The organism is Pseudoduganella chitinolytica (assembly GCF_029028125.1).
GTDB classification, from domain to species: domain Bacteria; phylum Pseudomonadota; class Gammaproteobacteria; order Burkholderiales; family Burkholderiaceae_D; genus Rugamonas; species Rugamonas chitinolytica.
Genome location: NZ_CP119083.1, coordinates 625,051 through 640,273, shown reverse-complemented (window position 1 = coordinate 640,273; position 15,223 = coordinate 625,051). Strand labels below are relative to the sequence as shown.

At 69.8% G+C, this 15,223-nt stretch carries 11 protein-coding genes and 1 riboswitch; of the genes, 3 read left to right on the top strand and 8 right to left on the bottom strand.

What is annotated here, in order from left to right:
• Positions 1-20: 20 nt before the first annotated feature.
• Entirely contained in the window at positions 21-1,337 is a 1,317-nt protein-coding gene (locus PX653_RS02875; protein ID WP_277416440.1) for a diguanylate cyclase, read from the top strand.
• A 103-nt stretch (positions 1,338-1,440) separates the two neighbouring features.
• Here the strand turns inward: PX653_RS02875 and PX653_RS02870 are convergent, their stop codons facing one another.
• From PX653_RS02870 to PX653_RS02860, 3 genes are read right to left on the bottom strand one after another with little or no spacing between them, the layout of a single operon-like run.
• Entirely contained in the window at positions 1,441-3,018 is a 1,578-nt protein-coding gene (locus PX653_RS02870; RefSeq protein ID WP_277416439.1) for an FGGY-family carbohydrate kinase, read from the bottom strand.
• A complete protein-coding gene (locus tag PX653_RS02865) occupies positions 3,011-4,624 on the bottom strand; it encodes a glycerol-3-phosphate dehydrogenase/oxidase (protein ID WP_277416438.1) in 1,614 nt (537 codons plus the stop codon). Before PX653_RS02865 ends, PX653_RS02870 begins: the two co-directional genes overlap by 8 nt.
• Positions 4,621-6,237: an FAD-binding oxidoreductase gene (locus tag PX653_RS02860; protein ID WP_277416437.1), complete on the bottom strand. Its 1,617-nt coding sequence runs from the start codon at positions 6,235-6,237 to the stop codon at positions 4,621-4,623. The genes PX653_RS02865 and PX653_RS02860 overlap by 4 nt, the downstream gene beginning before the upstream one ends.
• A 122-nt stretch (positions 6,238-6,359) precedes the next feature.
• Between PX653_RS02860 and PX653_RS02855 the strand changes: the two genes are divergently transcribed.
• Positions 6,360-7,424 (top strand): AraC family transcriptional regulator ligand-binding domain-containing protein, encoded by a 1,065-nt coding sequence (locus PX653_RS02855; RefSeq protein ID WP_277416436.1) that lies wholly within the window; start codon positions 6,360-6,362, stop codon positions 7,422-7,424.
• 18 nt (positions 7,425-7,442) lie between these two features.
• Here the strand turns inward: PX653_RS02855 and PX653_RS02850 are convergent, their stop codons facing one another.
• From PX653_RS02850 to PX653_RS02835, 4 genes are all read right to left on the bottom strand, one after another.
• Positions 7,443-7,862 carry a hypothetical protein gene (locus PX653_RS02850; RefSeq protein ID WP_277416435.1) on the bottom strand — a complete coding sequence of 140 codons (420 nt, stop codon included), beginning with the start codon at positions 7,860-7,862 and terminating at the stop codon, positions 7,443-7,445.
• Positions 7,859-8,392: an SRPBCC family protein gene (locus tag PX653_RS02845; protein WP_277416434.1), complete on the bottom strand. Its 534-nt coding sequence runs from the start codon at positions 8,390-8,392 to the stop codon at positions 7,859-7,861. The genes PX653_RS02850 and PX653_RS02845 overlap by 4 nt, the downstream gene beginning before the upstream one ends.
• 117 nt (positions 8,393-8,509) lie before the next feature.
• The gene (locus PX653_RS02840) at positions 8,510-9,985 is read right to left on the bottom strand and encodes a cytochrome P450 (protein ID WP_277416433.1); all 1,476 of its coding nucleotides are present in this window, start codon (positions 9,983-9,985) and stop codon (positions 8,510-8,512) included.
• Positions 9,982-12,804, bottom strand: coding sequence for a M16 family metallopeptidase (locus PX653_RS02835; protein ID WP_277416432.1), 2,823 nt, complete (start codon positions 12,802-12,804; stop codon positions 9,982-9,984). The genes PX653_RS02840 and PX653_RS02835 overlap by 4 nt, the downstream gene beginning before the upstream one ends.
• A 91-nt stretch (positions 12,805-12,895) precedes the next feature.
• Positions 12,896-13,044: riboswitch (FMN riboswitch) on the top strand.
• A gap of 99 nt (positions 13,045-13,143) precedes the next feature.
• On the opposite strand from PX653_RS02835, the gene ribB reads away from it, so the two are divergent.
• Positions 13,144-13,803, top strand: coding sequence for a 3,4-dihydroxy-2-butanone-4-phosphate synthase (ribB, locus tag PX653_RS02830; protein WP_277416431.1), 660 nt, complete (start codon positions 13,144-13,146; stop codon positions 13,801-13,803).
• 1 nt (position 13,804) lies between these two features.
• On the opposite strand, the gene PX653_RS02825 is transcribed toward ribB, so the two are convergent.
• Positions 13,805-15,160, bottom strand: a complete 1,356-nt coding sequence (locus PX653_RS02825; protein WP_277416430.1) for an MFS transporter — start codon at positions 15,158-15,160, stop codon at positions 13,805-13,807.
• Positions 15,161-15,223: the final 63 nt, after the last annotated feature.

Sequence of the window (15,223 nt, the reverse complement as noted above, 5' to 3'; positions counted from 1 at the left end):
TTACCTTGGATGAAAGCCCGATGACGCCAGGCAGCACCGGTCTCTCCGCGCGCCGCGATGCCGCGGTCCTGATTGTCGACGACGCCCCGGACAGCCTGTCCGCGCTGCGCATGCAGATGGTCGAGCAGGGTTACCAGACGTTCATCGCCAACACGGGCGAACGGGCGCTGGACCTGGCGCGGCGCGTGCATCCGGACCTCATCCTGCTCGACATCGTCATGCCCGGCATGGATGGCTTCGAGACCTGCCGCCAGCTCAAGGCCCATCCCGTCACGCAGCGCATTCCCGTCATCTTCATGAGCGCGCGCACGACAACGGACGACGTGGTGGCCGGCTTCGACCTGGGCGCCGTCGACTACATCGGCAAGCCGCTGCGCATGCCGGAAGTGTGCGCCCGGGTGCGCACGCAGTTGTCGATCCGCGCCAGCGCCGAGACGCAGCACGAGCAGGCCGAACGCCTGCGCACGATCGTCAACAACATGGCGGAAGGCCTCCTGATCATCGAGGCGAGCGGGCGCATCCAGTTTACCAATCCGGCCTGCGACCAGTACCTGGGCTATGCGGCCGAGGAGCTGGCAGGCGGCTACATCTCCGACCTGCTCAATCCCCTGGTGGCACAGGAGTACCTGGAGTACTTCGCGCGCTACGCGGCCAATCCGGAAACGGCGCACAGCCACGGCACGCGCGAAGTGATCATCCGCCACAAGCAGGGCAAGTCGGTCTGCATGGACCTGACGCTGACGCCGATGTTCCTGCGCCAGCCGCTCTTCATCGGCCTGTTGCACGACATCACGCACCACAAGCTGTCCGAGGACGCGCTGCAGCGTGCCGCGATGGTGGACCCGCTGACGAAGATCGCCAACCGGCGCCATTTCGACAGCTTCCTCGAAAAGGAATGGCAGCGCGCCACGCGCACGGGCGCCCCGCTGTCGCTGGTGGTACTCGACGTCGACCACTTCAAGCTGTACAACGACACCCTGGGCCATGCCGCCGGCGACGTCTGCCTGCAGCAGGTCGCGCAGGCCATCGACTCGCACGCGCTGCGCGGCACCGACCTGGCCGCGCGCTACGGCGGCGAGGAGTTCGTGCTGCTGTTCGCCGAAACGGACGCCGGTGCCGCCGCGGCGCTGGCCCAGTCGGTACGCGTGCACATCGAGGCGCTGCAGCTGCCGCACCCGAAGTCGCCGACTTCGCCCTGGATCACGGTCAGTATCGGCGTGGCGACGATGACGCCGCAGCAGAACGACCGGATCGAGTCGCTGTTCGTGGCCGCTGACCGGGCGATGTACGTGGCCAAGGAGGAGGGGCGCAACCAGGTGCGGGCGACGCCGGGGTAGCCGGCAGCTTGGGGTCTGTCCCTGCGGGACTGACCCCGAAGTTCGGTGCCGCCATCACGCAAGCAAACTTCGGGGTCAGTCCCCTGCAGGGACAGACCCCAGCCTACCGCCGCGGATGATCCGTAATCTCCGCAATCTCCTCGTACAGCGGCCGCAGCTGCCGGTACATCTTCAGGTAGACCCGCCGGTACAGCTGGTCGTACACGCGCGCGTTGGCGGCGATCGGCTGGAACGTGCGGCCCGGGCGCGTCATCGCCGCGATCGCCGTGGCGAAATCCGGCTGCAACCCCACCCCGACGGCGGCCGCGATGGCCGCGCCCAGCCCCGAGGTCTCGTACACGTGCGCACGCGCGGCCGGCAGGCCGAAGATGTCCGCCGTCAGCTGCATCGCCGCGTCGCTTTGCGAGCCGCCGCCCGCCACGCGCAGTTGCGTGATCGGCGTGCCGCTGCGCCGTTCGATCCGTTCCCGCCCTTCCCGCAGCGCGTACGCCAGGCCTTCCAGGATGGCGCGGTACATGTGCGCGCGCGTGTGCACGTCGCCGAAGCCGATCATGGCGCCCTTGGCTTCCGGGCCGGGAATACGCACGCCAGGACTCCAGTACGGCTGCAGCATCAGTCCCATCGACCCGGGCGGTACCGCGTTCACCAGGTCGTCGAACAGCGCTTCGGGCGCCGTGCCGCTTTCCGTGGCCAGGGCTTGCTCGCGGTCGCCGAACTGCTCCTTGAACCAGTTGACCATCCAGAATCCCCGGAAGATCTGCACTTCCGTGCTGTAGGCGCCCGGGATAGCGGCGGGATACGGCGGGATGAACGGCGTGACCTCGACGTACTTCGTGCCCGTCGTGTTGATCGTGGCGGTGGTGCCGTAACTGAGGCAGCCGATGTGCGGCGCCAGGCAGCCGGCGCCGATCACCTCGCAGGCCTTGTCGGCGGCCGCCGCGACCACGGGCAAGCCGGCCGGGATGCCCGTCAGCCGGGCCGCTTCGGCGCTGATGGCACCGATCGGCGTGCCAGGCGCCACCAGCGCAGGCAGCATGTCGGGCCGCAGCGCCAGGGCCTGCCACTTCCAGTCGCGCGCCCCGGCCCAGCGGTGGCGCTTGTAGTCGAACGGCACGTAGGCGACCTGCGAGCCGGTCGAATCGACGTACGCGCCCGTCAGGCAGTAGTTCAGGTAGCCGGACAACAGCAGGAACTTGTGGGTCTTGCGCCAGACGTCCGGCTGGTGCACGGCGATCCAGTTGATCTCCGCCTCGCGCTGGAAGTACGCCAGCGTGTTGTCCACGCGCGCGAGCTTGAATGCCGTGCGCCACAGCGCCCCCACGCGCGGCACGGTGTCGGTACGGCGCTGGTCCAGCCACGTGATCGCGGGCCGCAGCGGCCGGCCGTCGGCATCCACGTTGACGACCGTGCCGCGCTGCGTTGTCACGGCCACCGCCGCAATGCGTTCGCGCAGCGCGGGCTGCTCCGCCCACAAGCGCTGGCACGCCGCGCAGACGGCCTGCCAGTAGCCCTCCGCCTTGTGCTCGGCCCAGCCGGGGTGGTCGGAATAATATGCCTGCAGGTGCACTTGGGCCTTGGCGACCAGCGTGCCTTGCAGGTCGAACACGAGCGCGCGTACGCTCTGGGTGCCGTTGTCGATCGACAGCAGGCAGGGAGGCAAATACCGGCCCTGGTCATCCATAGGCGGCGGCTTCCGTCGGTGCGGCCGGCAGGCCGTAATGCCGCTGCCACAGCGCCGCGTAAGCGGCCGTCTCGGCACTCCAGCGGGCGTCGCTCCAGCCCAGCTCCGGCTGGCAGATGGCGCGGACGCGCTCGAGCAGGTGGCTGCCGCCATGCTTCGTCAGGATGCCGATGCGGGTGCGGCGCAGCAGCAGGTCGTCCAGGTGCTGCACGGCTTCGCAGCGCGCGGCCCAGCGCAGCTCGGCCCATGGCGTCTGCGTACCCGGCACCAGTGCCAGTTCGCCCTCTTCCGCCGCCTTGACCAGCGCCGCCGCGGCGCGGCCGTGGCGGCCCGCCAGCCGGCGCGCCTGGCCGGGCGGCAGGCGGCGGTCGTACGGCTGCGGCGCGCACGCCAGGATCGGCACGGGCTCCAGGCTGTCGTGCCAGCCGGGCAGCAGCGGCTGCACGGCCCGCAGCGCGTCCAGCGCAATCACCCTGAACGTCGTCAGCTTGCCGCCCGTGACCGTCAGCAGCCCGTCCTCCAGCCACAGCGCATGGTCGCGCGCCTCCTTGGACGGGTCGGCCTGGCCGCTGTCGATGACGGGGCGTACGCCGGCAAAGGTGGCGATGACGTCGTGTGCGCCCAGGTCCAGCGCTGGGAACTGGCAGCGCAGCGCCGCCAGCAGGTAATCCAGCTCCTGCGGCGTGATCGCCGCTTCGCGCGCCAGGTCGCCGCCGTGGTCGATGTCGGTGGTGCCCACTAGGGTCGCGCCTTCCCATGGGAACGCGAACACGGGGCGCCCGTCGTGCGGGTGCATCAGGCTGACCGCCTGGGCCAGTGGCAGCCGCCACGCCGGCAGCACCAGGTGGCTGCCGCGCAGGGGCCGCAGGCGCATGCTGCCAGTGCCTGTGCCAGGGCGCAGGGCGTCGGCCCAGGCGCCCGTCGCGCTGATCGTGACGCGCGCCGCGACCCGGTGCGTGGTGCCGTCGAGCGCATCCTTCAGCAGCGCGCCCGTTACGTGGCCGCCGGCGCGCTGCAGCCGTTCCACGCCCAGGTAATTGACGGCCACGCCGCCATACGACTGCGCTTCCTGCAGCACGCGCAGCACCAGCCGGGCGTCGTCCGTCTTGGCGTCCATGTAGCACATGCCGCCCTGCAGGCCGGCACTGTCGGCGTTCGGCACCAGCGCCAGGAACTCGTCGCGGCCGACGTAGTGGCGCGCGCGCTGGCCCGCCATGCGGTCGTAGATGGCAAGCCCCAGCAGGAACGCGTGGCGGCCCGGCTTGCGGCCCGCATAGTCGCCGAACGCGAAGCTTTGCGGTTCCACCAGCCCGGCGGCATCGCACAACAGTGTCTGCCGTTCGTGCACGGACTCGCGCGTCAGCGCGAACCGGCCTTCCTTCAGGTAGCGCAGGCCGCCGTGTACCAGTTTCGAGGAACGGCTCGACGTGCCCCAGGCGAAGTCGCGCTGCTCGACCAGCAGCGCACGCAGGCCGCGCCGCGCCGCCTCGAGCAGGATGCCGGCGCCCGTGATGCCGCCGCCCACGACCAGCACGTCCCACGGGCGCGCCAGCAGCTCCGCCAGGCCGGCGCGGCCGCCAGCCTGCCAGTGACCGGCGGGCGTCATGCCGGCTCCGTCACGAGCTTGCCGGGATTGAGCATGCCGTCCGGGTCGAAGTGATGCAGCAGCGCGCGGATCGCGGCCAGGCCTTCGGCCCCCTTCTCCGCCGCCAGGTAGGGCGCATGGTCGGTGCCGACGCCATGCTGGTGGCTGATGGTGCCGCCGTTGGCGACGATGGCGCCGCTGACGGCGCCCTTCAGCGCGCGCCAGCGCGCCATGTCGGTATCGAAATCGCCGGCCAGCCGGTAGACGAACGTGGAATAGACGCTGGCGCCCTGCGGGTACAGGTGCGACAGGTGGGTATAGGCATGGACGGATTCGCCGCAGCCTGCCAGCGCCTGTACGGCGGCGGCCTCCACGGCCTGCATCGTCGCCGTCACGCGCGGCCAGTCCACCGCCGTCTCCACGGTGTCGATCGCATAGCCGTGCTGCCAGGCGGCGTTGCGCAGGTAGACGTTGCGAAAGCGCCCCTGGCGCCACTTGTCGCCCAGCGTGCGGCCCACGTGGCGACCCCGGTGCGGACGGCACGTGGCCAGCGCCCCCGCCAGCGCACTGCGCGCCTGCGCACGGGTGCCGCTGACGCCGATCAGGAGCATGCAGCGGCCTTCGCCGCAGCCGCGCGCACGCAGCCAGCGTTCCAGCAGGCCGACCAGGCGACGATGGCCGGCCAGCGCCAGCATCGTTACCGTCTCCGTCGGGTTGGACAGGCGCAGCAGCGACAGCCCGGCACGCGCCTGCGCCAGCGCGCGGGCGGCCGCGATGCCGTCCTCCCAACGCGGGAAGAAGACGGCGTGGAAGGCTTCATATTCCGGGGCCGGCGAGACCCGCACCGTGGCTTCCGTCACGATGCCCAGGCGGCCTTCGGAACCCAGCACGATCTCGCGCAGGTCGGTGCCGGCGGCCGACGCGGGGAATGACGGGATCGCCAGCGTGCCGCGCGGCGTCTCGACGACGCCGCCGGCAAACAGCTGCTCGATGCGGCCGTAGCGCAGCGACTGCTGGCCGGACGAGCGCGTGGCGATCCAGCCGCCCAGCGTGGAATACTCGAACGATTGCGGGTAGTGGCCCAGCACGCAGCCGTGCGCACGCAACTGCGCTTCCAGGTCGGGGCCGAACACGCCGGCGCCGAACGTGGCCAGCTGTGCCTCGCGGTCCAGGTGCACCAGCTGCGCCAGGCGTGCCAGCGCTACCGTCAGCACCGGCCGTGCGGCCGGCTGCGCCGTCACGTGCCCGGCCACGCTGGTGCCGCCGCCATACGGGATGATGGTCACGCGCTGCGCCTTCGCCCAGTCCAGCAACGCGCGCACGTCCGTGCCGCTTTCGGGGAAGGCCACGCCATCGGGCGCCGTACCGATGCAGCCATAGCGCAGCCGCAGCCAGTCCGGCAGGCTCTGGCCCAGCGCGTGCCGCACCCGCGTGGGCGCATCCGTGTGCAGCGCGATGCCGGCCGGCGCGTGCAGCGCGGACAGGCGCGAAGGCGCCAGCGTCGCGCAGGCGGCTTCGAACGGCGCATCCTCGAACGGCGTGCCCATGCCGATCCGGTCCGCCAGGAACGCCAGCGCGCCCTCGTGCAGCGGATATGCGACGCTTTCGTCGCCCCAGCCATTCCACCTGCGCATTTCGTCGTCTCCCTGTCATCTCGGGGCGCTATACTCGGCAACGCCCCTGTTATGTTGCGATCGGCTGCCGATCGCCCAGGTTGGCACATTACGTCGACAGTCCTTGCCGGTCTTGCGCATTCATGACAACTGCATTGCTCGATCATGCCATCGTTTCCCCCGCCCGTCCGGCCAGTCCCGGCCGCGTGGCGGGTTCCTACCTGCAGCCGCTGCTGGAAGCGGCCGCCGCGCGTGGCGTGGGCGCCACGGCGCTGGCCCGTGCGGCCGGTTTCGCGGCCGACGCCCTCGACCCGCTGCCCACCCAGCTGGCGGCCGCCGATTATGTGCGCCTGCTGGAGGTGGGCGCGCGGCTGACGGGCGACGAGCATTTCGGCCTGCACGTGGGCGAGCGCGTCAAGGTGGGCACGTTCAGCGCCTACGGCCTGATTCTCCTGAGCTGCCGCGATTTCGGCCAGGCGTTCGAGCAGACCATCCGCTACGAGGCGCTGGCGCACGACCTGGGCCGCTCCAGCCTGACGGTGCAGGGCAACCAGGCCGCCTACAGCTGGCACAGCCGCTTTCCCAGCCACCATCGCCACCTGGCCGACAGCGTCTTCGCGGGCGTGCGCGTATTCGGCAACTGGCTGGCCGGCGCCAGCCTGCCAGCGCCGCAGCTGTCACTGAGCCACGACGGCGGCGACCCGGCCGGCCATGACGAGTACCGCCGCGTGTTCGGCTCGTTGCCCCGCTTCGGTGCCCCCGCCAACGTCGCCCGCTTCGACGCGGCGCTGCTGGCCTGCCCCGTGCCCAATGCGGACGTGACCCTGTACCCCGTGCTGCAGCGCCACATCGAACAGCTGCTGCGCCAGCGCGGCGCGGAGCCGGATATCGTCGCGCACGTGTACGACACCATCGTGGCCGGCCTGCCGCATGGCCAGGCGCGCCTGGCCAGCGTGGCCTGCCAGTTGCGCCTGACGCCGCGCACGCTGCAGCGCAAGCTGGCCGATGCCGGCACCAGCTACCAGCGCGTGCTGGACCAGGCCCGCTTCGCGCTGGCGCGCGACTACCTCGCGCGGCCCGGCCTGTCGCTGCTGGACATCACGTTCCTGCTGGGCTACCAGGAGCAGAGCGCGTTCAACCACGCGTTCCGCGAATGGGCCGGCATCAACCCGGGCGCCTGGCGCGAACGCGGCGGCGAGATGCGGTGACAGCGGTGACAGCGCCGCTCAGATCCAGTCGCCCGTGACGCGCACCAGCGGTCCGATACAGGCCCGCCGGTCCGGCGCCTGGCACATCAGGAACTGGTTGCCGGACGGGTGGAACAGGATATAGGTGTCGATCCTGTGCCCGGGCTTGGTGACCTGGCCCGTGCAATCGGGCTTGCCGTTGTCCTTGACGATGCGGTTGACGGCCCGGTAGAAGCCGTTGCCGTCCGGCTGGGCGGCAATCTCGATCGTCGTTTCCGCCACCTCCCCGGCGCTGGTCACGAGCGCCGTGCCGTCGGCGCGGATGCGGTAGGTCTCCGTGCAGGCGGCCTCCGGCACCTCCAGGCGCCAGATGCCCACGATCGGATGGTCGGCCGGCAGCGGCGCGGCCCCTGCGCCGGAAGCTGCCAGCGCGATCAGGAGCGGTATCGATGCTTTCACGGTGTCCCTTCCGCCGCGGCCTTCAGCTGCCGCAGCCCTCGTTCGAAATCGTCGCCGATCATCTCGTCCATGCTGACGAACAGGCCCACCAGCTTCGTGATGAAGGGCGCGGGGCCGGACATCGTCCAGGCCACCTGGGTTCCGCTGCCCTGCGGCGTCAGCTCGAACACGGCGCGGTTGCTGGATGCGAACGGCTTGACGAAGTCGATCTCGATGACGACGCGCTGCGGCGAGCCATCCTCGACGATCTCCATGCGGCCTTCGCCCACCTCGTCGTTGCCGGCCCACGCGTAGGCCGCACCCTGCCCGCGCGGTGGCCCGGAGAACGTGCGGCGCATGGCCGGATCGAGCCGTTCCCACGGCGACCACGCGGTCCACTGGTGGAAATCGTTCAGGTAGCCGGCGACGCGGGCGGGCGGCGCGGCAATGACGATCTCGCGCCGCACCTCGAAGGAGTCGGGGCGCATCAGCGCCAGGGCCACGATGACGGTGGCGATGACGACCAGGCCCAACAGGATTTTTTTCAGCATGTGAGTTCCCCCAAAAGCTTCCAGGCTTGGGGTCTGTCCCCGCAGGGGACTGACCCCGAAGTTTGCTCGCTACCAGTTAACTTCGGGGTCAGTCCCGCAGGGACAGACCCCCTGCCTCTAACGCCGCAATTGCAGCAACACCGGCAGCACGCTCGGCGTCATCGTAAACGTGAACCGCTCCTCCACCGGCGGCGCGGCCGGGTCCAGCACTGGCGTGAACTGGCGCGCCAGCATCGATACCGCGATCTTCATCTCCGCCATCGCCAGGTAGCGCCCCGGGCAGAAGCGCGGCCCGCCGCCGAACGGGAACAGCTTGCGGGCCGGGTCGTCCGCGCCCGTCTCGCTGCCCTCCAGCCAGCGCTCGGGCCGGAACAGCTCCGGCTGCGCCAGCGTGTTGTCGCGCTCGAAGCTGTGGCGCAGCAACGTGAAGATCGGCGTGCCGGCCGGGATCAGCGTGTCGTCGATGACGATGTCGGCCACCGGTTCCAGGATCATGAACGGCGCCACGGGCTTCAGGCGCATGCCTTCGCGCAGCGCCGCGTCCAGGTAGGGCAGGCTATCCAGCAGGCGGTAGTCCTGCAGCACCTTGTCGGCGCCCAGCACGGCATCGGCCTCGCGCGTGACGGCGGCGCTGCACTCGGGATGGCGCACCAGGAAGTCCAGCAGCCAGCCGATCGTGTTCGACGTCGTGTCCTCGCCCGCGAACACCATCGTGATCGCGTTGCCGATCACCGCCTGGTCGGAAAAACCCGAGCCCGGCTCGTCACGCGCCACCACCAGCGCTTCCAGCATGTTCGACGGTTTCGCCCGCAAGGCCGGGTTGGCGGCGATCCTGGCCCGGGCGCTGGCGATGAAGCCCGCCACCGCGTCGCTGATGCGCTGGGCGGCCGCATCCGATTCGCGGTCCACGGCCAGCCGGAACAGGCGCCAGTACGGTACCGGCGTCGTCAGCCGGCGCGCGATGCGTTCGAACACCGTCTCGATATCGCGCTGCAGCGGGTTGTGTTCGTTCTGCAGCGTGTCGATGTCGTGGCCCATCGCCAGGCCGATCGTCACGTCGAGGGTCCAGGCCTTCAGGTCGCGCAGCACGTCGATACGCCGGCCCGCCTCGGCGGCTGCCACCCAGCGCAGGCGCAGCCGCTCCGTCAGCGCCACCAGCGTCGGGTAGAAATTGTGCACCACTTCCGGCGTCAGCGCGCGCATCACGAGCTTGCGCTGCTGGCGCCAGTCCTCGCCCTCGGCGCTGAAGACGCCGGGCGTGATCGCTTCCTCCATCATGTCCGACGTGCGCGAGCCGCGCCGGATCAGGTCCGGCCGCTCGCGCATCAGCGCCGTCAACGCGGGCCGGCTCGAGGCCACCACCATCGTGCGGTTCAGCACCGTGAAGCGGTACAGCGGCCCCAGGTCGCGCGCCCAGTTCTCCAGCGTGCGGTGGAAGCGCACGCCATCGAGCTGGCGCATGTTGCCGATGACCGGCTCGCCCTTCGGCTGCGGCAGGTCGCCCAGCCGGCGCGCGGCCGGCGGCCCCTCCGCCGCGGGGCGCACGGCCGGGTGCAGGGGCAGCGGCACGGGGATGCGGGCGCGGTCCATCATTTGGTCTCCGGATTCATGACGACCTGGGCGTAGTTGCCGAAGTCGAAGTAGCGCCGCGCGGCGGCCTGCACGTCGGCGGCACCGAGCGCCGCGACCTTCTTCTCGTAGTCGACCGCGGCCCACGCAGGATCGGTGCCATACAGCGCCGCGGCCTGCAACTGCCCCATCCACCAGCCGTTCTCGCTCAGCGCGCGGCGGTGGTTGTTCAGCCAGTTCTGGCGTACCTTGGCCAGGTCGGCCGCGGCCGGGCCATCCTGCTGCAGCTTGCGGATCTCGGCAAACGCGGCATCGATCACCTTGTCGACGTTCTCCGGGCCGCACGGCAGGTTCAGCGAGATGCTGTAGTTCGCATAGGGCAGCTTGACGATCGCGCCGCTGGCGCCGCCGCCGTAGATCAGGCCCAGCTTCTCGCGCAGCACTTCCGTCAGCTTCAGGTTCAGTACCTCGATGGCGGCGGCCAGGCGCGTCTGCTCGGGCTGCGAATACGTCGTAGCGCCCGTGAAGACGATGGCGATGGCGCTTTTCGCCTCCTTGCCGCGCCGGACCTCGCGCTTGATGACGCCGCGCGCGGGCCGGATGTCCAGGTCGCGGTAGGCCACGGGGATGTCGGCCACCGGCAAACTGGCCACGTAGGTCGCCAGCAGGGGTTTCAGCTTGACGGGATCGAAGCTGCCGACGAAGTAGAACGTGAAGCCCTTCGCGCTGCCGAAGCGCTCGCGGTAGATGCGCAGCGCGCGGTCCAGGTCGACCTTGTCGAAGTCCTGCGGCCGCGGCAGCCCCGCCACGCGCGGGTTGTCGCCGTACAGGGCCTGGCGGATGGTGTTGGCGAACTGCGCCTCGGGGCGGGCCTGGCTGCTTTGCGCCAGGTCACGCTGGCGGCCGATGAAGGACTTGAACAGCGCCTCGTCGCGGCGCGGCTGCAGCAGCCGCGCATGCATCATCTGCAGCATCGTTTCGACGTCGCTGTTGACGGTGCCGCCGGCCACGTTCTCGGTCAGCTCGCCCAGCGCCACCGACACGGCAACGCTGCGCCCGGCCAGCATCCGCTGCATGTCCAGCGGCGAGTAGTCCAGCACGCCCATCTGTGCGGCCAGCGCGCTGGCATAGCGCCCGTTCTGGATGTCCTCCTCGCCATACAGGAACTGGCCACCGTGGCGCACGGCGCTCATGAGGACCTGGTCGTTGCGGAAGTCGGTGGGTTTCAACACGACCTTGATGCCGTTCGACAGCGTCAGTTCCGTAGTGCCCAGCACCTTGTCCTGCTTTTCGGCGACGATGCTGCCGGCCACCGGGGGCTTGTCCAGCAGGTTGGCGGCATAGGTCTTTTCCTCGCGCGCGCCGAGGGCCGTCTTGCGCGCCGTGTCCACCGCCGCCAGCAGCTCGGCCGGTGCCGGCTGCGGCGTGGCCTTCTCGCCGCCCATCAGGATCACCAGCTTCTTGTCGTCCGCCGGCAGCGCCTTGCGCACGGCCGCGTTGACCTCGTCCAGCGTGATGCCGGGAACGAAGCGCTGCGCGTAGGCATACTCGTTGTCGATGCCGGGGATGGCTTCGCCCTCGAGGAAGTTGCGCAGGTACTCGGCCACGAATACGGCCGAATCGGACTTGTCGCGTTCATTGTGCATGCGCTCGTAGCTGCTCAACATGCCTTTCTTGGCCCGCTCCAGCTCCGCCGCCGTGAAGCCGAACTGGCGTGCCCGTTCGCTTTCCTGCACCAGCGCGTTGATGGCGGGGATCGGGCCGCCCTTGCCCAGCAGCGCGGAGGCGCTGAAGGAGCGGTGGCCGCGCACGATCTTGCCGCGCCCGCTGCCGCCCTGGATGAACGGCGGGTCGGCCTGCTGCGTCAGTTCCATCATGCGCTGGCTCAGCATCATGCCGTACAGCTTCTCGACCAGGTCGGCGCGGTAGCCGCCCACCGTGGTGGCCTCGGCGTGCTGCTCGATGGGGTAGCGGATGTACAGCACGTCGGCCGACGCTTCCTTGTCGGCGACGATCACCGCCTCGTCCTGCTTGCGCTCGGGGATGACGGCGTAGCTGCGCGGGCGCGCCAGCTCGGGGTTCTTCAACTTGCCGAAGTGCTTCCTGATCAGCTTTTCCGCCTCCTGCGGATCGATGTCGCCCACCGCGATGACGGCCATCAGGTCGGGCCGGTACCAGTCGCGGTAGAAGCGCTTGATCGCATCGGGCTTGAAGGTGCGCAGCACGTCGGCCTTGCCGATCGGCAGGCGCTCGGCATAGCGCGAACCGTTGAACAGCTTCGGATACAGGATCTTGTTCATGCGGTCGCTGGCGCCCTTGCCGAGGCGCAGTTCCTCCAGCACGATGCCACGCTCGCTGTCGATGTCGGCCTCGTTGAACTGCAGCCCGTGAGCCCAGTCCTCCAGCACCAGGAAGCCCCGCTCCACCACCTCCTTCTTGTCGGTGGGGATCGGCAGCACGTAGACCGTCTCGTCGAAGCCCGTATAGGCGTTCAGGTCGTGACCGAACTTGACGCCGTTCGACTGCAGGTAATCGATCAGTTCATGCCGCTTGAAATGGGTGGTGCCGTTGAAGGCCATGTGCTCCGTGAAGTGGGCGAGGCCAAGCTGGTCCTCGTCCTCCAGGATCGAGCCGGCCTTGACGACCAGGCGCAGCTCCAGCTTCTTCGCGGGGCGGGCGTTCTTCTGGATGTAGTACGTGAGGCCGTTGGCCAGCTTGCCGACCTTGACCAGCGGCGACACGGGCAACGGATCGCCCAGGGCGGGGGCCTCGGCGCCGCGCGCCAGCAGCGCACAGCTGAACAGGGCCACGACCGCCGTCAGGCGCAGGGAAACTGATTTCATGAATTGCCAGGTTGATTGAACAAGACATGACGATACACCAGAAATTATCGTTTTTGTTACAATCGCCCGGTCCGCCGCCCGGCGGACGTCAATACGTCTTCGGGGCGGGGTGCGATTCCCCACCGGCGGTAGGGTCCCAAGGGACCGAGCCCGCGAGCGAGGACGGGGCGCCTGCCCTGTCCGAGCAGACATGGTCCGATGCCATGGCCGACGGTATAGTCCGGATGAAAGAAGATGTGCGCTGTACGTGCTCCCTGGAGCGGCTTGGGCCGCGCCGGGCGCGCGCCCATACGCTTGCCCTGAAGCGTTTTTCGCCACTTATGCGAGGAGCGTTTCACAATGTTTGTCAACGAAGTTGCTGCAATCACCCCTACCCTGCACAGTACCGACCTGCCCGCGCGCATCGCCGCGGCGCTGGACGCCATGCGCAAAGGCGTTCCCGTCATCCTGCTGGACGATTTCGACCGCGAGAACGAGGCCGACCTGATCGTGGCCGTCGACCGCCTCACCGTCCAGACCATGGCCGTCCTGATCCGCGAATGCAGCGGCATCGTCTGCCTGTGCCTGACCGCCGAGCGCGTGCGAGAACTCGAGCTGCCGCCGATGGCGCCCGAGAACGGCAGCCGCTATGGCACGCCGTTTACCGTATCGATCGAGGCACGCGAGGGCGTCACCACCGGCGTCTCGGCGCAGGACCGCGTGACGACCGTGCTGGCCGCCACCCGACCAGGCGCGCAGCCGCACGACATCGTGCGGCCCGGCCACGTGTTCCCGCTGCGCGCCAGTCCCGGCGGCGTGCTGGCGCGCGCCGGCCACACGGAAGGCTCGGTCGACCTGGCCATCATGGCGGGCCTGCAGCCGGCCGCCGTGCTGTGCGAGCTGATGAACCCCGACGGCACCATGATGCGGGGCGACGCCATCGAACGGTTCGCCGTCCTGCATGGCATGCCGATCCTGACGATTGCCGAGATGATCGCCTGGCGCCGCCAGCACGGCTGATCTAGTCGGCCAGCGCGGCCGCCGGCGCCGCCGCGCTGCGCTGCACGTACAGAAACACCAGCAGCCACGCCAGCGCCAGGCCGGCGGCCGTGAGGCCGAACACCAGCGCCAGGCGCAGCGGCCAGGTATCCGCCATGTGCAGCACCGTGCCGGCAACTGCCACGCCCACCAGCGCGCCGACCTGGCGGGTAGCGTTCAGCGCCGCCGCCGCGCTGTTGGCATAGGCCCGGCCGCCCGCCTGCATCACGGTGGCCGTCATCGCCGGGATGGCCAGTCCCAGCGCCAGCGTCACCAGGGTTGCGCATGCCATCACGAGGTTCGGCGCTGCCGTGCGCCCCGCCATCGTCAGCAGCAGCGCCGCACTGACGGCGCCGCCAAGACCCGCCAGCAAGGGCCAGCGTACCCCGCGCCGCGCGATCACCCGTCCGGCCAAAAGGTTCGTCATGCCCGTCACCGCCATCATCGGCAGCAGCCGCACGCCCGTCTCCAGGGCGCCGATGCCCTGGCCCTGCTGCAGGAACAGGCTGATGACGAACAACTGGGCAAAGAAGCCGAAGCTGATGAGGAAGCCCATCGCCACGGTGGCACCGAACGCGCCGTTGCCGTACAACGCGGCGGGCAGCATTGCGGCATGGCCGGCGCGTTCGCGTCGTACCGCCCACGCCCCGAGCACCAGCAGCACCGCCGTCAGCGCGAGCACCGACGGCGACGTCCAGCCCAGCACCGGGCCTTCGATCAGGACGAACGCCAGCGCCGCCAGCGCGAGCGCCGCGATGGCGTGGCTGGACAATGCCAGCGGACGGCGCGCGCTGGCGGGCGGCGCCTTGATGAAAACGTACGTCAGCGCCAGCGCGGCCACGCCCAGCGGCACGTTGAGCCAGAAGATGCTGCGCCAGCCGAACAGGTGCACCAGCAGGCCGCCGGCCAGCGGTCCCACGGTGGCGGCCGCGCTGACCAGCGCCGACCAGATGCCGAACATCCTGGCACGCGAGCGCTCGTCCGTCGTGGACTGCGCCAGCAGGCTCAGTGAACTGGGCATGAACAGCGCGGCGCCGACACCTTGCAGCAGGCGCGCCGCCACCAGCAGCGCGCCACTGGGCGCCAGTGCGCACCCTACCGAGCCGACCAGGAACACCAGCAGGCCGGCCTGGTAGGCCCGCTTGGCACCGATCCGGTCGGCCAGCGCGCCGCCGGCCAGCAGCAGCGCGGCAAACGTCAGCGTGTAGCCGTCGACGACCCACACCAGGCCCACCAGCGGCACGTGCAGATCGGCCGAGATGTCGGACAGGGCCGTGTTCACGGCCGTTACATCGATCCAGGCCATCACGAAGCCCAGGGCCAGGGTCAACAGCAGCATCGTTTCCTCCTGATTATTGCGTCATGCAGAGCCGTCAGCTTAGGAGGCTTGCCGGGCGCAGTA

Coding starts and splice junctions, on each gene's coding strand:
- PX653_RS02875 (WP_277416440.1), top strand. CDS start 21: ATGACGCCAGGCAGCACCGGTCTCTCCGCGCGCCGCGATGCCGCGGTC.
- PX653_RS02870 (WP_277416439.1), bottom strand. CDS start 3,018: ATGGATGACCAGGGCCGGTATTTGCCTCCCTGCCTGCTGTCGATCGAC.
- PX653_RS02865 (WP_277416438.1), bottom strand. CDS start 4,624: ATGACGCCCGCCGGTCACTGGCAGGCTGGCGGCCGCGCCGGCCTGGCG.
- PX653_RS02860 (WP_277416437.1), bottom strand. CDS start 6,237: ATGCGCAGGTGGAATGGCTGGGGCGACGAAAGCGTCGCATATCCGCTG.
- PX653_RS02855 (WP_277416436.1), top strand. CDS start 6,360: ATGACAACTGCATTGCTCGATCATGCCATCGTTTCCCCCGCCCGTCCG.
- PX653_RS02845 (WP_277416434.1), bottom strand. CDS start 8,392: ATGCTGAAAAAAATCCTGTTGGGCCTGGTCGTCATCGCCACCGTCATC.
- PX653_RS02840 (WP_277416433.1), bottom strand. CDS start 9,985: ATGATGGACCGCGCCCGCATCCCCGTGCCGCTGCCCCTGCACCCGGCC.
- PX653_RS02835 (WP_277416432.1), bottom strand. CDS start 12,804: ATGAAATCAGTTTCCCTGCGCCTGACGGCGGTCGTGGCCCTGTTCAGC.
- ribB (WP_277416431.1), top strand. CDS start 13,144: ATGTTTGTCAACGAAGTTGCTGCAATCACCCCTACCCTGCACAGTACC.
- PX653_RS02825 (WP_277416430.1), bottom strand. CDS start 15,160: ATGCTGCTGTTGACCCTGGCCCTGGGCTTCGTGATGGCCTGGATCGAT.